Origin of the sequence: Paenibacillus kobensis NBRC 15729 (genome assembly GCF_004000825.1) — a bacterium.
Classification (GTDB): Bacteria; Bacillota; Bacilli; order Paenibacillales; family Paenibacillaceae; genus Paenibacillus_T; species Paenibacillus_T kobensis.
The window spans coordinates 72,360-89,259 of sequence record NZ_BILZ01000021.1; the positions used below are offsets into that span (position 1 = coordinate 72,360).

Here is a 16,900-nt window from a genome sequence, read left to right on the forward strand (position 1 = left end):
TGCCTGCTTCGACGGTTTCGCGATTAATTCGAAAGATTCATATATTGGTTACAAACCTCTTCCACATCTCCGCTGGCAATTAGTGTCCCCCGGTCGAGCAAGAATGCTTTCCGGCACATCCCTCGAATTTGTTCAATCGAGTGAGATACCATAATGACTGTCGTTTCACCGGAAATCATCGCTTTAATACGCTCTTCGCACTTCTGCTGGAACTTGTAATCACCAACAGAGAGAATTTCATCTACAATTAAGATGTCCGGCTTTACTACCGTCGCGATGCTAAAGCCTATCCGGGCAACCATCCCCGATGAGTAGTTTTTAAGCGGAACATCCAGAAACTCATGAATTTCAGCGAAATCAACGATTTCGTCAAATTTTGCTTCTATAAACTTGCGGGAATACCCAAGAATAGCTCCATTCAAATAGATGTTTTCCCGCGCAGTCAGTTCCATGTCGAAGCCCGCGCCAAGCTCGATTAACGGAGCAATCTTGCCATGGGATTCCACACGTCCAGAGGTCGGCATTAATACCCCGGCTATTGTCTTTAGCAACGTACTTTTCCCGGCACCGTTAAACCCCAATATCCCTACCACTTCCCCTTTGGGTATGGTTAAGGATACTTGTTTCAGAGCATGGAATTTTTCAGTCACAATCTGGCGCTTAATTTTTTTTATGATATATTCTTTAAACCCGCTTATGTTTTCTTTGTTCAAGTCGAATACCATCGTTACGTCTTCCAGCTTTATCGCTACATTGCTCATTCTCTCTACCTCATACGTATAGAACGATTTTATTTTCATTTTTCTTAAACACTTTGTAACCTACTACGACCGATACCAAGCAATACATAACTGCTACTATGTTCAATTGGAGATCAGGCAAACGTCCATTAAGCACTAGCTCTCGGAAATAAGCAATAAAGACATAAACCGGATTGTATTCTACGAGCCCCCGATAGGATGCTGGAATAATCTGAATAGGATAAAACGTAGCTGAGAAGAACGACAATAGGCTTAAAAATATTCCGTATATGTGTAAAATATCGCGATAAATAACCGTTAATGAGGATAGAAGCAAGCCTACGCCTGCAGAGAATATGAATATCAGTATGATCGGGATAAAGAAAAGGGCAGCGGTAACCGGCAAGTTGTAGCCCATAATAAAAATAATAATGAGAATGGCGATTAACGAAAACGACATATTGACCAGCGAGAAACAAATCTTGGACAACGGGAAAATGTACTTCGGCGTGTAAACCTTCTTGATCAGCGACCCATTATCAATCAATCCGGTTTGAGCCATACCTGTCGATTCTGCAAAAAAGGCATACATCACCTGGCCGCTAAGAAAGTAGATCGGGAAATTTTCGATTTGGTTTTTAAACATGGTAGAAAAAATAATGGTCGTGATCATCATGAACAGCAGAGGATTGAGAACACTCCAGATCACGCCCAAAGAAGATCTTCTATACTTAATCTTAAGATCTCTTTTCACGAGTTCGAAGAGCAGTTCCCTGTATCCGTATATTTCACTCAAGATCTTCATATCGAACTTCACACTTCCTAGCCATTAGTTTAGCTGAATCCACTATCGTATCATCCTGTTTTTGATATATCTCACGGTTGAAGAAACTAGCATCCGTTGAATGTTCCAATAATGAGGCCATGCCTTATAACGAAACTTCTGCCGCTGAACAAGATTCAAATGAGTGATCCCTTCATAAAAACCGCTTAAATAAACTTTGCTCCATCCGGCTCGCAGAAAAAACACATATTTCACCAAATACCCAACAACCAGAAACGGTAAGTTAATCAGCATTTGAATAAATGGCATATTCTTATAAAGAAGATAAACATTATTTCTTGCCGAAAGCTTTATTTTGAATTCATTATACTTAGAGCCTGACGTTCCGCTGCCCACATGATACACGACAGCATCAGGGCAGTATTCGTTCTTATAACCGAACAACCGCGCTCTATAGCCAATATCAACATCTTCTAGATAGGCAAAAAACTGCTCATCGAATAAACCGATTTCGTCAAAAACAGCCTTCCGGTATATTGCTGCTCCGGCACATGAACTGAAGACAGATCCGCCCTCCCGATAATCGGAAGCCGGTTCGCCATCCCCCCGTTTAAATGCCCACCCAAAAACCGTCAGCTCGTCCCCGGCGTCATCGATCATGTTTCTTTGGTTCATTCTTATCATTTTGCTTGATACTGAAAAGATCAATTCGTTGCTGTTAATATGCCGGTAAAGGGATGCTAACCAGTCCTCTTCGACTTCGGTGTCATTATTAAGCAGAACAACAAATTGTCCACATGCACGCAAGATCCCCTCATTTACCGCTCTGCTAAATCCGTAATTCCGCTCCAATTGTATAACGCGAACCTCTGGATACGCCTCTCGAACGAAGTCGAGGCTGTGGTCGGTTGAGGCATTATCAATTAGAATGACTTCGAACTCAATGCCTTGTTGCTTGTACAAAGAGCGTAAACACTTCTCAAGAAACGGCTCTCCGTTATAATTGGGTATTACTATCGAACAGGTAACCATCGTCTCATCATCCCGGCCTCATTATACAGCTAGTGTTTGGAATTTAACTCAATAATTGCACAATTATGAGAATAATTATATCTATCTGGCCATTATCAATTTATTATACACTTTCAAATGAATTAGAGGCTACCACCAATATCTCGCTTATTCGTTGCACTTCGACATCGTACGAGTTAAAATATCCTACGATCAAGATCTATGTTACACTAAAAGGGATTTTCAATTCGCCGAAGCAGCAGAGTATGGTTTATTTTAAGGAAAATTACAATTTAAAGAAGACTAGTTAAGGAGCCTCGCACTCGATATGAAAAACAATCATCTTTCCCCCAAGCATCCACGCCAGTCAGAACAACCTTTATTATTCGTCGTCTTCGCCCTGTTCCTCGGCCTCTGGTTATTGCTGTTCCCTTATCGGGCAGGCTTGTTCAACGGGCTGTCGCACAACTTTGAGAAGCCCATCCTGAACGCCGCCTTATACGTCGGATTGCTATTCGCAGTCGTATCTGTCGCCATGCTGCTTACGCGCAAACAGACTGGTCCAACCAAGGCCATCATGTTATCGGCATGGATACTTCCCTTCTGCTACTGGCTGTCTTCATTCGGCGCAGCCGCCCAATACGATGCTCGCTGGCTCATTCTGATCAACGCAGTGGCAGCCGCCTTATTCACCAGCGCAGCCTTCGTATCCCGTCTTGCCGTCGGTCAACGGATATTGGAATGGTTCCTTGTCGGAACCGGTTATGTGATCGTCCTCTACGGGTTGTTGAACGTATTTGGTTTGGCCTACAGAGCGGATGCGTTATGGCAATCGCTTCCCGGACAGTTCCGGCTCACTTCTGTACTCCAATACTCGAACACATACGCCGCACTGTTAATCGCTCTGTTTCTTGTCGCTCTCTACTACGTATCGCATGTTAAGAATCTCTATTGGCGTGCCATGCATGCGTTCATGCTTGTCCCGATTTTCGTATCGTTCATGTTAACGTTATCGCGGGCCGCTTTGTTGCTGCTCCCGCTTCTCGTTCTCTGCTTGTTGCCTTTCCTCCGTCTGTCGAAACAAATACTGCTTTTATTGTACATGATTGTGTCTATCGGTGCATCTTTTATCATCTTGAGTAAGATCGACTCGAACATGCTCGAAATTGCTACGCAAATCACGACGAGCGTCGAAAATACCGGAACCTACACATTGTTCGGACTCTTCGACAAGCTGTCTTGGACGAGCTGGTTCCCTATGCTGGTTGTCAGCTTGGTTCTCGCTGCGCTCGCTTGGTTCGTACATGAGCCGCTCGAACGTCTGGCTGACTCTCGACTGACTCGTTTCACCGGAACCAAATGGTCGCTGTTCGCTGTTCCGGCATTGCTCATCCTGCTCTGTGCGCTCGGGGCAGCACTCGTGCTCGGCAGCAGCGCCATTCGAGGCCTGCTTCCGCCATCCATTGCCGAACGGGTCGAGAATATTAACTTCAACCAGCACAGCGTGCTGGAACGCGGAACGTTCTACAAGGACGCGATGAAGATCTCGGCTGATTACCCGATTCTAGGCGCCGGCGGCGGCGGGTGGAACGCTCTGTACCAAGAGTACCAGAACAATCCATACTCCAGCGCGCAAGCCCATAACTACATCATGCAGGTGCTTGTCGAGACCGGCTGGCTTGGATTACTGGCTCATCTCGCCTTAATCATCGGCATCCTGTTTCTTTACATCCGCGGTTATATCCGTCATTCGGAGAAGCGCGGAAGCCATATCGTTCTGTTCATTCTGGCGTCGTCGATTCTTGTACACAGTCTGCTAGACTTTGATATGAGCTATTTTTATATGCAGGCGATTGTATTTGTTTGCTTAGGAGCTCTCTCGTCGGTTTATAGCCGAGCATCTTCTCCGGAGTCGGCATCGGCTAAGCAGACTACTCAAGCATTGGTTTCCAAACTCCCAATCGTCTACCCGGCCATACTCGCCTTACTGTCGATTGTACTAATCGCTTATACGGGGCAACAGCTCGGTGCCAATGCGAACTATAAGAAAGCGGTGGAGCTCGCTTCCGCAGGGCAACCGTTCACAGAAGTGATCCAGCCGCTCGATAAAGCGATCAAGTCAAGCCCGTACAATCCGGATTACGCACTCACCGCCGCCGACTGGTACATGCAAGTTTACGACAGCAGCAAGGAAGCTTCCTATGCTGATAAGGCAGGCCAACTGCTCGACAAAATGTATAAAATCAACCCGTATAATCCGATGATGTTAAGCACGAAATATGCTTATGAGAAGGCGCTCGGCCAAGAAGACGCCCTGCTCGCTACGCTGGAGGAACGGATTGTCAAGTTCAAATGGTCGATCGGCATGTACGACGATGCCATGCGAGAATACGCCATTAACGGATGGGACGTCCGGAAGGACAAGCCGGAGCTCCGCGACCAGCGCTGGAAGCGCGTCGATGAGCTTTACGAGGACGTCCTGATCAAAATCGAAGAACTCAAGAAGCTCCCGCCGGAGCAATTGCAAGGCCGTTCTTTCGATATTACGCCGGGTATCCGGAATGCGATGGGACTCACCGCATACGGACGCGGCGATTATGCGAAGTCCATTGAATGGACCGCCCCAGTCGCAACCGGCGATCTAAGCGCACTGAACAACCCGAACATCGATGCAGCTACGAAGAACAGTATCAAGAATGTCATTCGCGTCTACCTCGCTGCTCTCGATGCAACAGGTCAATCGAACGATGCTTTGAAATCAACTTTGTTTGCGCTCGATCCAGAGCAAGAGAAACAGTTGAACGACCTGATTGCGGGTCGTAATTAAGTCTTAATACGAATATCCCGCCAGCAATACAAAGAAACGACCGACATGGCCTAAGCCAGTCGGTCGTTTCTCTTTTATCTCCGATTCACTTATTTCCCCGGATCGAACGAGCTTTTCAGCGAGACGATACGGTTGAACACCAGCTTGTCCGCGTTGGACAGCTTCGGATCGACGTTGTAATAGCCGTGGCGGAAGAATTGGAACTTGTCTCCGCCTGCCGAATCTGCCATCCCTTGCTCGACGAACCCTTGCAGCGTCTCGAGCGAGCCCGGATTGATCCGCTCCAGGAACGGCTTGTCCGCATTGGACTCGTCGTCAATGAGCAGCGGCTCGAAGTGGCGGAATTCCGCCGCTTTCGCTTGTGTCGCCTCTACCCAGTGGATCGTGCCCTTCACCTTGCGTCCTGTGAAGCCCGATCCGCTCTTCGTCTCCACATCGTACGTGCAGCGCAGCTCGATTACTTCGCCGGCGTCGTTCTTAACCACTTCCTCGCACTTGATGAAGTACGCATGCTTGAGACGCACCTCATTGCCAGGGAACAAGCGGTGGTACTTCGGCGGCGGCACTTCCATAAAGTCGTCCTGCTCGATATAGATTTCGCGGGAGAATGGAATCATCCGCGTACCCATCTCTTCGTTCTCCGAGTTGTTCTCGGCTTCGAGCATTTCGACTTGGCCTTCCGGATAGTTCGTAATGACGACCTTCAGCGGCCGGACGACTGCCATCGAGCGCAGCGTCTTCAGCTTCAAGTCCTCCCGGATAAAATGCTCCAGCATCCGCTCGTCGACCAAGCTGTTCGCCCGCGCGACACCGATCTCCCGGCAGAAGGCGCGAAGCGCTTCCGGCGTAAAGCCGCGGCGGCGCAGTCCGCTGATCGTCGGCATGCGGGGATCGTCCCAGCCGTCGACGACGCCTCCGTCAACAAGCGATTTCAAATACCGCTTGCTCATAATCGTATTCGTAATGTTCAGGCGCGCGAACTCATATTGGCGCGGAGTCGATTCCATCTCGCATTCCGCTACCGCCCAATCATAGAGCGGACGATGGTCTTCGAATTCGAGCGTGCAGATAGAGTGCGTTATGCCTTCGATTGCATCGCTGATCGGGTGCGCGTAATCGTACATCGGATAGATGCACCAAGCGTCGCCCGTCCGGTGATGATGCGCGTGGGCAATCCGGTACAGCACCGGGTCACGCAGCGTGATGTTCGGGGAAGCCATGTCGATCTTCGCCCGCAGCACCCGCTCGCCGTCCTTGAACTCGCCCGCGCGCATACGCGCGAACAGATCCAGGTTCTCTTCGACGCTGCGGCTGCGGTAAGGGCTCTCTTGGCCCGGCTCCGTCAGCGTGCCGCGCGTCTCGCGCATTTGCTCCGCAGACAAGTCACACACATACGCTTTGCCTTTCTTAATAAGCAGCACGGCGCGGTTGTACAATTCTTCGAAATAATCAGAAGCGAACCGAAGCTCGTCCCATTCGAAGCCGAGCCACTGCACGTCTTCCTTAATCGATTCGACGTATTCCGTATCTTCCTTCAGCGGATTCGTATCGTCGAAACGCAAATTCGTCCGTCCTTTGAATTCGTCTGCCAATTCGAAATTGAGGCAGATCGATTTCGCGTGGCCGATATGAAGATAACCGTTCGGCTCAGGCGGGAAACGGGTGACGATCTCGCTGACCGTCCCTTTGTTCAGATCTTCAACAACGATATTTCGGATGAAGTTCGAGGATGCAGTTTTATTTTCCATAGCGACCAACCTTTCCTGCAGCAAGTTCCTATCCTCTTATAATACACAAATCGCTAGCCTTTTATAAATAGGAACGATGAAATATTACAGCCAGGGACCGATTGACGCTAAGACGAACGCATGCATATAATTAGCTTAGCTAAGTAAAATATATAATTATTCTATGAAAGGAGGAAGTAAATCGATTGGATGAACCTCTGCAACTTTCCCATGATCTGATCCGCTCGCTGCGCCAATTCAAGCAATTGAATTGGACCGGCCTAACGGCGGGCGACGGTTATACGAAGAGCGAAACGATACTGTTGTTTCATGCGCGCCGCTGCACGAAGTCAGAGCCGGAAGGCCCCAAGGCATCCGATCTGGCCCGTTCGCTCGGCGTCACTATGCCGACCGTTACGCAGATGGTCAACGTGCTTGAAGCCCGCGGCCTGCTTGAACGCCATCGTGATCCGAACGACCGGCGTGCCGTGCGCATTCGGCTGACGCCGGAAGGCGAACAGACAACGATCCGCGCGCAGACCGTCATGTTGGAGACGGTCACGAAACTAGCTTCCCATCTCGGCCATGACCGGAGCCGCCAGCTCGTCTCGCTGCTCGATGATGTATTCCAGTTCTATGAGCACAACGCCGCCGCTTGCACGGCTGCTGACCGGACGACAGATGAAACGTAGAAGCCAGGCGCTCCCCCACTACCTTTAATGAGGTGATTCGAACTTTATGATGAAGCTTCTCCGTTATTTAAAACCGTACCGCGTTGCGGTACTGTTGGTCGTCCTATTCGTGTTTCTTCAATCTCTGTCCGACCTGTACTTGCCAACCTTGCTCGCCGACATTGTCGATAAGGGCGTCGTGACCGGTGACACGCCTTACATTTGGCGCATCGGCGGCTTCATGCTGCTCGTTGCACTCGGCGGCGCGGCCTGCTCGGTCGGCGCCAGCTACTTGTCAGCCAAGGCGGCGGGCGGCTTTGGCCGCGATCTGCGCAGCCGGCTGTTCGCCCATGTCGAGAAGTTCTCGCTGCACGAGTTCGACAAGATCGGCACCGCTTCGCTTATTACGCGGACGACGAACGATATTACGCAAGTGCAGCAAGTACTGACGATGATGATGCGGGTCATGGTTATGGCGCCGCTCATGTGCTTCGGCGGCATCATTATGGCGCTTTCGCGCGACGTTCAGCTGTCCACGATTATTATTGCCATCGTGCCGGTTGTCGCGCTCATTATTTTAGTTGTAACCAGCCGGACGCTGCCGCTCTTCAAGCTGCAGCAAAAGCGGCTGGATCAGTTGAACCTTGTACTGCGCGAGCATCTGACCGGAATTCGGGTCATTCGCGCCTTCAACCGGACCGGCCATGAACAGCAACGGTTCACCGAAGCGAACCGTTCGCTGACGGATACGGCGGTCAAAGTGAACCGGATGATGGCGGCGCTGATGCCGCTTATGTTCCTGATCGTCAACTTCGCGAGCATCGCGATTCTTTGGTTCGGCGGCATGCGCATCGACAGCGGCGCGATGGAAGTCGGCGACCTGATGGCATTTATTCAATATGCATGGCAAATCCTATTTGCCCTTATGTTCGCCTCCATGATGTTCGTCATGGTACCGCGCGCTACCGCATCCGCAGCCCGCATTCAAGAAGTATTCAACCTGCAGCCGGACATTACCGACAAGCCGGACGCAGCGGCACGCCCGAACGACAAGCAGAACGCCGTACGCGGCAATATTGAATTCCGCGGCGTTTCGTTCCGTTACCCTGGCGCCGAGATGCTCGCTCTTGAGAATATCAGCTTCCAGGCTTCGCCCGGCGAAGTAACCGCCATCATCGGCGGTACCGGCTCCGGCAAATCGACGATGATCAATCTCATTCCGCGATTCTATGACGCCAGCCAAGGGTCTGTGCTGATCGACGGTATCGATGTCCGCGAGATGACGCAGCAGCAGCTCCGTTCCTCTATCGGACTCGTTCCGCAGAAAGCGATGCTGTTCACCGGCACGATCACGGACAATATCCGGTTCGGTTACGAAGAAGCAACCGACGAGGATATCCGCCATGCTGCCGAAGTAGCGCAAGCATCCGAATTCATCGGACGGATGACGGACGGCTACCAGTCGACCATCTCGCAGGGCGGATCCAACGTATCCGGCGGCCAGAAACAAAGGTTGTCCATCGCGCGTGCTATCGTCCGCAAGCCGTCGATCTATCTGTTCGATGACAGCTTCTCAGCGCTTGATTTCAAGACCGACGCCAACCTGCGCGCCGCACTCCGTCCGGAGACGACTGACGCAACCGTCATTATCGTTGCCCAGCGCGTCAGCACCGTCATGGACGCCGACCGCATCATCGTGCTCGACGACGGCCGCATCGCCGGCATCGGTACGCACCGCGAGCTGCTCGACAGCAATCCGGTCTACCGCGAAATCGTCACGTCGCAGCTGTCAGAGGAGGAGATCGCATGAGCATGAATCCATCGATGCGCAACATGATTCCGGAGCCCCGCCATTCGGCGGACCGGGGCGGCCAAGGCGGCCCGCGTCCAGGCGGCGGTCCAGGCGGTCCGGGCGGACGCCCTCCGCAAGGCGGCGGCAATCCGATGGGCTTCGGCCCGCGCGGCGGCCCAGGCGGCATGATGATGCCCGGCCAGAAGGCCAAAAACTTTAAGGTCACGTTCCGCCGATTGCTCGGCTATTTGCGGCCGCACCGGTTCTCGCTGCTGATCGTTTTTCTGACTGCGGTGCTCAGCACGGTGTTCTCCATTCTCGGACCGAAGATTATGGGCAAAGCAACAACCAAGCTGTTCGATGGGCTCATGGCCAAAATCAACCACGAGCCTGGCGCCGCCATCGACTTCGACTCCATCAGCCGCATCTTAATTACATTAGGCGTGCTATATATTATCAGTACGATATTCAGCTTCATCCAGCAGTACGTAATGGCTAGCGTTGCTCAGAAGACCGTATACGGCATACGCGAAGACGTCAACGCCAAGCTCGCCAAGCTGCCGCTTAAATTTTTTGACGGCCGCACGCACGGCGAAGTGCTCAGCCGCGCCGTCAACGACGTCGACAACATTAGCGGCACGCTGCAGCAGAGCTTAACGCAGTTCATTACGTCCATCGTGACGCTCATCGGTATCATTGTGATGATGCTGACGATCAGTCCGCTGCTGACCTTGATCACGATCATCACGCTGCCCCTCAGCTTTATTGTAATCAAGATGGTCGCAGGGAAATCGCAGCAGCATTTCGTCGGCCAACAGAAGTCGCTCGGCGAACTGAACGGCCACGTCGAAGAGATGTTCACAGGCCATGCGATCGTCAAAGCGTTCGGCCGCGAAGACACAGCCGTCGCCAAATTCGACGCCGTGAACGAACGCCTGTACCAATCCGGTTGGCGCGCCCAGTTCATCTCCGGCGTGATTATGCCGCTGATGGGATTCATCGGCAACCTCGGTTACGTACTCGTCAGCGTGGTCGGCGGTATTCTCGTTCTGCATAAGACGATTACGGTCGGCGACGTTCAAGCGTTCATCTCGTACTCGCGCCAGTTCACCATGCCGATTACGCAAACTGCACAAATCGCCAACATCATTCAGTCGACCATCGCTTCTGCAGAACGCGTATTCGAGCTGCTTGATGAAGAAGAGGAAGTACAGGAGCCGGCACGCTCATCCGCATCGCTTGCGAAAGCGTCGAAAGGCGAAGTTCGTTTCGAGCATGTGAAGTTCGGCTACAAGGAAGATGCCCCGCTCATGAACGATCTGAATATCGACGTCCAGCCAGGGCAGACGATCGCGATCGTTGGTCCGACCGGCGCCGGCAAAACGACGCTCATCAACCTGCTCATGCGGTTCTACGAGCTGAGCGGCGGACGCATTACGGTCGACGGCACAGACGTTACCGCCATGACCCGCGGCGAGCTGCGCAGCAACTTCGGCATGGTACTGCAGGATACATGGCTGTTCAACGGCACGATCCGGGACAACATCGCTTACGGACGCCAAGGCGCATCCGAGACGGACGTCGTCCGCGCCGCCAAGGCCGCGTATGCCGACCACTTCATCCGTACGCTGCCGGACGGCTACGATACGGTGCTGAATGAGGAAGCATCGAACATTTCGCAAGGCCAGAAGCAGTTGCTCACAATCGCGCGCGCGATTCTCGCCGATCCGCAAATTCTTATTCTCGACGAAGCGACAAGCAGCGTCGATACGCGGACCGAGGTGCATATTCAGCAGGCGATGAACGCCCTGATGGAAGGCCGCACGAGCTTCGTCATTGCTCACCGTCTGTCGACGATCCGCGATGCAGACCGCATTCTCGTCATGAATCAAGGTGCGGTCATCGAGCAAGGATCGCACGAAGAGCTTCTCGCGCAGCGCGGCTTCTACGCCGACCTGTACGAGAGCCAATTTACCGGCCGCAAGAAGCAGCCGGAAGCGATCTAAGAAGTCTGCCGAATCGTTTCTTTTACACAGCGGACCAACAAAAGGGCATTTCACTGTCATCGAAGGATGACGGCGAAATGCCCTTTTGTTATGCCAGCCGCTAGAATTTCAATATGCCCGACGAATGCAAGAACACAAGCACGATCAACAATGGCGCAACGTAGCGGAGGATGAACAGCCATACGATAAACCACCCCGCCGTAAGCCCCGCTTCTCTCCCCGCATCCCGCCATACATATCCGACGAATACGGTAACGATAAGCCCGCCTAACGGAAGAATAATGTTCGACGCGATGAAATCGGTCCAATCGAAGAACGAGCGCGGCCCCCAGTGAAGTCCTCCGACTGCCCCGCCGACAGATATCGCCGACGGGATGCCGACTAGGAAGCAGAGAACGGACGTCACGATGGTCGCTTTCGGCCTTCCCCAGCGCCACCGGTCCATAGAGTAAGCGACAGGCACCTCAAGCAGGGATACGCAGGAAGTCAGCGCGGCGATGGCAAGCAGAATGAAGAACAACCCGCCGAACAGCCAGCCCGCCGGCATGGCAGAGAAAGCGGCGGGAAGCGCGATGAACGCCAAGCCCGGCCCTTGCCCCGGCTCAATGCCGAACGCGAACGTCGTCGGGAAGATAATGAGCCCCGCAAGGAGCGCGTACAGCAAATCCCCGCCTCCGACAGCCAACGCTGCCGATCCGAGCGACTGCTGCCGATCCATATATGCGCCGTACGTAAGCATCGTCCCCATTCCAAGCGAGAGCGAGAAGAACGCATGGCCAAGCGCCACGAGCACCGACTCGTTCGTCAGCTTGCTGAAGTCCGGCTTTAAGAAAAATTCGACCCCCGCCCCGGCCCCATCCAACATAAGCACGCGCACCATCAGGAAGAGCAGGATGACAACAAGCGAAGGAATTAATATTTTGTTGAACTTCTCGATGCCCGACGCGCCGCGAAGTACGATCCAGCCCGTAATGAGCATGACGACAAGCTGCCACATCACCGGCAGAAAGCCGCCGATGAAATCGAAGAATTCGCCGGCGAAATCCGTCCCTTCGCCAAGCGCTCTGCTGAACGTAAGCACGCCATAATGAAGCGTCCACCCCGCCACGACGGCGTAGAACGACATAATGAAGAACGCGCCGATGATGGAGAGCAGCCCGAAGCCTCCCCATATTTTTTGGCCGCTGAGCCTGACCAACGCAACCGCTGGACTGCCTCGCCCGCCCCGTCCGATCGCCATTTCCGCCAGGAGCACCGGAATCCCGATAAGCAGCAGACAGATAGTGAATAGCAGGAAGAAGGCCGCTCCTCCGTACAGGCCGGTTATGTATGGAAACTTCCACATGTTGCCGAGACCAACCGAACTTCCGATTGCCGCAAAAATAAACCCCGACCGCGAGAAACGTTCCGCCTTCCCTCCGGCTTTATCATCGCCAGAATCTGCTGACGGCCTCTTGAAGTCGTCCACCCTACCACCTCATCGCAACTGCTATTCCAATAGTCGTATTATCTCCACTTATCTCCAATCAATTCCAATCCAGTCCGCTGCCAACGCACCATCCCCGGCATTCGCCCATACAATGCAATTGACGTAGGATTCGATAGAGCCATACAGCCGCCGCCGAAATAACGCCCGTGAAGTATAAACCTATCCTCCTCGGAATTGGAGGCGCAATCGTTAATGACGATCTCCCGCATCACCCAAGCATGGCCCTCGGTCATCGTGTTTCCCGATCTTGCCTGGAACCGTTCGCCCTTTGCCGCCCCTCTGCAGTCGATCACGGCCAAACATCGGATCGGCTGGGTGACGAACCGTCCCGACCGGACGCTTGAAGACGCACCGCCTTGCATAACGCCGCTCTCCTTGGCCGACTGCGATCATGTCGACTGGAGCAAGGCGACCGCCATCGTGCTTCATCCATACTGGGCTCCTTTCCTGCTTCCCCGCCGCCCTCGGCTGCTTGGCTTCTGCACGTCAGGCCAGAGCCAGCCGGGAGGAACCGATGAACATGCGGACAAATGGCGGGACCGCCTTAGCGGGGAAGCCTCTTTCGTGCTTACATCATCGGAGCCTTACTATTTGGATCTGGCATTCCGCCGCGACGGCGTGTTCGTTATGGACGGCGCAGATGATACGTCCGATTGGTTCGCTCTTCAGGCGCTCCTGTGGGCGGCGGACGGAACCGATCCGCTGCCGCTTGCAAGACTGCAGCAGCAACGCCGGGAAGCCGCTTACCGCGAGCGAATCGCCGTGGCTGGCGACAATGCGGTAATATCCTTCTACCGGTCCGTCTACTTATACTTGCTCGGCGACGCCTCGCAGGCGCAGAAGGAGCTGCTTTGCGCATTCGAGCAGGCCGTGCTCAGCGGCGACGAACACTCGCTTTCGGATATTTACCGGTTCCGCTCGGCCATCCAGACGGCGCTCGGCCAGACGGCGGAAGCGGCCATGACGTATGAGACGACAGCTGTAACCGACCAGGAGCGAACGAATGCCGCGCAATTGCGCCTGCGGCTGGAGGCAGGACAGACGGACATCGCCGCCGCGATGCTGTTAAGGTGGAATGACGATCATCGGGGGGCTGTGGCCCGGCTGGAGAAGCTGCTGCAGACGGAGACGGCAGAGGAGGAGGCGTCGGATGCAGCAGGTGCAGCAACTGCGGAACGAACAGCGTTCATTCAACAACTGCTGATCGATTCATTGCTGCAAGCGGGGCGTATCCGGCAGGCGAACGCTCATCTGGCGGAGTGGCGTACGTTCAAGGTGAGAGACCGGTGCGAATACGAGCTGCTGCGCGGCACCGCCCGCTTGTATGAGGGACGGCGGCTTAAGGCGGTTCGCGCGTTCTTGCGTGCAGCCGAGCTGCGCCATGATGCGATCGGCGCATTGTCCGAGCTGGCGCATATCGATGCCGCAGCGAAGCGGCTGGCCGAAGGAGAGAGCAGTCATGCGTAGCGTGCGCAAGCCGTCCGATAACAAGCTGACCGTCATGATGCAGGTGCGCAACGAACGCGGCCGATATCTGGAAGCATCGCTTACCGAGCTATCCGAGCTTGCCGACGAGATCGTCATCGTTGACGATGCGAGCACGGACGGCACGCCGGAGCTGTGCCGCTCGTTCCCGAAAGTGGTCCGGCTCGTCGAGCTGCGGCGGCCGATGTTCGCAGAGGAATGGAAGCTCCGCTCCTTGCTATGGGAGACGGCGGTGTCGACCGAGCCCGATTGGCTGCTCGCGATCGACGCCGACGAATTTCTGGAACGCCGCGCCGGCCGCCAGCTCCGTGAGCTGATCAATCAGGACCGTTACGATTGGGCAGCGCTGCGCATGTACGATTTCTGGGGATCGCTGACGCATTACCGCGACGACATGTGGTGGAATTTGCACCGCCGGCATACCATGATGCTTGTCCGGTATATTCCCGGTTATCACTATGCCTACCCGCGATGGGACCACCACGTTCCGCGTCTCCCGTACACCTGCGCAGCGCTGCCGGGAGTGCGCACCGAGCTTCGCGCGAAGCATTACGGCTGGGCAGGAAGCCAAGAAGAACGCGAGGCCAAATACGAACGGTACAAACGGATGGATCCGGACGGACGATGGGGCAGCATCGACCAGTACGAATCGATACTGGATCCTGCGCCGAACTTGATCCGGTGGAGCGAGGAGGAGTGATGGATGCGGACGGTCAGCATTTTGACCCATAGTTATGTCGATGGCTACAACCGCAAGTTCAACCGGCTGTTCGGAGGCGGATTGGAGCGGTATATCCGGGAGCTGTGCAGCGTCATTCGCGCGGCAGGCTGGAAGCCGGTCGTGCATCAGCTGTCTTACTTCGAGTCTTTCCGGACCGAGTACGAGGGCACGGAAGTGATCGGATACACCTATGAGCTGGGCCAGACGGCCTCGGCATTCGAAGCGATGGCGGAGCAAGCCGAAGGACTGCTTGTCTACGCGAGCTGCTTATGGCACCCGATTCGTTACCGCCCGGGCAGCATCGGCATTTGCCATGGCATCAATTGGGATCACGGCTCGATCGCTTCCGGAACCAAAGACGGCGTCGCCGCCGCCTTCCGCAACGCGCTGCGGTCGCTGGACCGCGTCGTGTCCGTCGACTCCCACTTCCAGACGTATGCGCGATCCGTATGCGAATTCGACGATGCAGACCGAATCGTGCTTATACCGAACAGTGTCGATACGAAGCATTTTACACCCTTGACGCCTGACAGCGGAGGCAGTCTTGTCCGTCCGGCGCGCAGGCGCGGTCTGCGCGTGCTCATCCCGCGCAGACTCAGCTATGAGCGCGGCGTCATTACGATGATGCTTGCTGCCGATGAGCTGCTTGCGGAGCATGGCGGCCTAGTCGTCGAGTTCGCAGGCGAATTAGTCGAAGGCACGAGCATTGCGGATGCTTTTCGGTTGTGGCATGATTGCCATCCGGACCGCAACCGCATCGAACAACGCGCCTATGCGATGGATGAGGTGCAGCAAGCCTACGCCAGGGCCGACATCGCCGTCATTCCGACCGTTTTCTCGGAGGGCACCTCTCTGGCTTGTCTTGAAGCGATGAGCAGCGGCCTGCCCGTCGTCGCGACGAACGTCGGCGGCTTGAACGATCTGGTCATCGACCGGCTGAACGGACTTCTCGTCCCGCCGAATTCGGCAGCCATTGCCGGGGCCATACGCGAACTCATCCTCGACAAGCCGCTCCGGCGCAAGCTCGGCAAGCTCGGCCGGGAAACGGCGCTTTCCTTTGACATCAGCCGCTGGCGCGCGAGATGGACCGCCGTACTGGAAGCGCAGCTTGGCGTGCGCTAACGGCATGCCCCTTTCTCCACTTCCTTAGCAACGGCATAAAAAGTACAGGCAACGATTGAGTTGGGTCTTCAACTCTGCTGCGGCAGCGTAACGGTTCGTACGTTACCGCACATGGCTGTCGCCAAATCTCGGTCGCGGCCGGGCGTACGCTTCAGGCCGGATACAGCGCCGTCACGCCGATAAGCAGCAGCTCGCTCCAGCTGCGGAGCGGCTGCAAGCCGGTAATCGCAGCTGCGCCGAACGGCAGTAGCGCGGGCTTCTCGCCGCCCGTTCGCGAATAGGCCGCGTCTTCGCTGTGCAGCAGCGGCCCGGCAGCGGCCATGCCGCATACGGCAGCTATATGACCGTCCGCGCGAGCCGCGAATGCTGCTGCTAATCCGGCCGCGGCAGCACGCGCCTGCGCCGGGCTGCCCGCAGCCGCACGCGCCGCCGCGAAGCTCTCGCCAGCCGCTGCCCAGCGGCCGGCTGCAGCTGCGAGCAGCGCCTCCGCCAGCTCCCGCTCGAACGGCTTGCCGGCCACCAGCC

General features: G+C 54.7%; 12 protein-coding genes and 1 pseudogene. 7 read left to right on the top strand and 6 right to left on the bottom strand.

From position 1 onward, the window contains the following. Window positions 1-23 precede the first annotated feature (23 nt). The 3 genes from PKO01S_RS14090 to PKO01S_RS14100 are packed head-to-tail and all read right to left on the bottom strand — an operon-like array spanning window position 24 to window position 2,556. On the bottom strand, window positions 24-761 hold the full coding sequence (locus PKO01S_RS14090; RefSeq protein WP_127531987.1) for an ABC transporter ATP-binding protein: 738 nt from the start codon (window positions 759-761) through the stop codon (window positions 24-26). Between the two features lie 10 nt (window positions 762-771). After that, on the bottom strand, window positions 772-1,545 hold the full coding sequence (locus PKO01S_RS14095) for an ABC transporter permease (RefSeq protein ID WP_127531988.1): 774 nt from the start codon (window positions 1,543-1,545) through the stop codon (window positions 772-774). 42 nt (window positions 1,546-1,587) lie between these two features. After that, window positions 1,588-2,556 (bottom strand): glycosyltransferase family 2 protein, encoded by a 969-nt coding sequence (locus PKO01S_RS14100; RefSeq protein WP_127531989.1) that lies wholly within the window; start codon window positions 2,554-2,556, stop codon window positions 1,588-1,590. Between the two features lie 307 nt (window positions 2,557-2,863). Between PKO01S_RS14100 and PKO01S_RS14105 the strand changes: the two genes are divergently transcribed. Then, entirely contained in the window at window positions 2,864-5,362 is a 2,499-nt protein-coding gene (locus PKO01S_RS14105) for an O-antigen ligase family protein (protein ID WP_127531990.1), read from the top strand. An 89-nt stretch (window positions 5,363-5,451) separates the two neighbouring features. Here PKO01S_RS14105 and PKO01S_RS14110 read toward each other — a convergent pair whose 3' ends face one another. After that, a complete protein-coding gene (locus PKO01S_RS14110; protein WP_127531991.1) occupies window positions 5,452-7,110 on the bottom strand; it encodes a glutamine--tRNA ligase/YqeY domain fusion protein in 1,659 nt (552 codons plus the stop codon). A gap of 185 nt (window positions 7,111-7,295) precedes the next feature. Here PKO01S_RS14110 and PKO01S_RS14115 point away from each other — a divergent pair, with 185 nt between their 5' ends. From PKO01S_RS14115 to PKO01S_RS14125, 3 genes are all read left to right on the top strand, one after another. Next, complete coding sequence (locus tag PKO01S_RS14115; RefSeq protein WP_127531992.1) at window positions 7,296-7,781, top strand: MarR family winged helix-turn-helix transcriptional regulator; 486 nt, start codon at window positions 7,296-7,298, stop codon at window positions 7,779-7,781. Window positions 7,782-7,827: 46 nt separating this feature from the next. Next, window positions 7,828-9,570 (top strand): ABC transporter ATP-binding protein, encoded by a 1,743-nt coding sequence (locus tag PKO01S_RS14120; RefSeq protein ID WP_127531993.1) that lies wholly within the window; start codon window positions 7,828-7,830, stop codon window positions 9,568-9,570. A 134-nt stretch (window positions 9,571-9,704) separates the two neighbouring features. Beyond that, complete coding sequence (locus PKO01S_RS14125) at window positions 9,705-11,558, top strand: ABC transporter ATP-binding protein (protein WP_246070578.1); 1,854 nt, start codon at window positions 9,705-9,707, stop codon at window positions 11,556-11,558. A 100-nt stretch (window positions 11,559-11,658) separates the two neighbouring features. Here PKO01S_RS14125 and PKO01S_RS14130 read toward each other — a convergent pair whose 3' ends face one another. Then, a complete protein-coding gene (locus PKO01S_RS14130) occupies window positions 11,659-13,026 on the bottom strand; it encodes a sodium-dependent transporter (RefSeq protein WP_174818575.1) in 1,368 nt (455 codons plus the stop codon). 213 nt (window positions 13,027-13,239) lie between these two features. On the opposite strand from PKO01S_RS14130, the gene PKO01S_RS14135 reads away from it, so the two are divergent. The 3 genes from PKO01S_RS14135 to PKO01S_RS14145 are packed head-to-tail and all read left to right on the top strand — an operon-like array spanning window position 13,240 to window position 16,375. After that, complete coding sequence (locus PKO01S_RS14135; RefSeq protein WP_127531994.1) at window positions 13,240-14,514, top strand: tetratricopeptide repeat protein; 1,275 nt, start codon at window positions 13,240-13,242, stop codon at window positions 14,512-14,514. Next, complete coding sequence (locus tag PKO01S_RS14140) at window positions 14,507-15,232, top strand: glycosyltransferase (protein WP_127531995.1); 726 nt, start codon at window positions 14,507-14,509, stop codon at window positions 15,230-15,232. Before PKO01S_RS14135 ends, PKO01S_RS14140 begins: the two co-directional genes overlap by 8 nt. Before the next feature lie 3 nt (window positions 15,233-15,235). Further along, entirely contained in the window at window positions 15,236-16,375 is a 1,140-nt protein-coding gene (locus tag PKO01S_RS14145) for a glycosyltransferase family 4 protein (protein WP_127531996.1), read from the top strand. A gap of 151 nt (window positions 16,376-16,526) precedes the next feature. On the opposite strand, the pseudogene PKO01S_RS28790 reads toward PKO01S_RS14145, so the two are convergent. Then, window positions 16,527-16,900: pseudogene (locus tag PKO01S_RS28790) on the bottom strand (hypothetical protein); the annotation flags it as partial.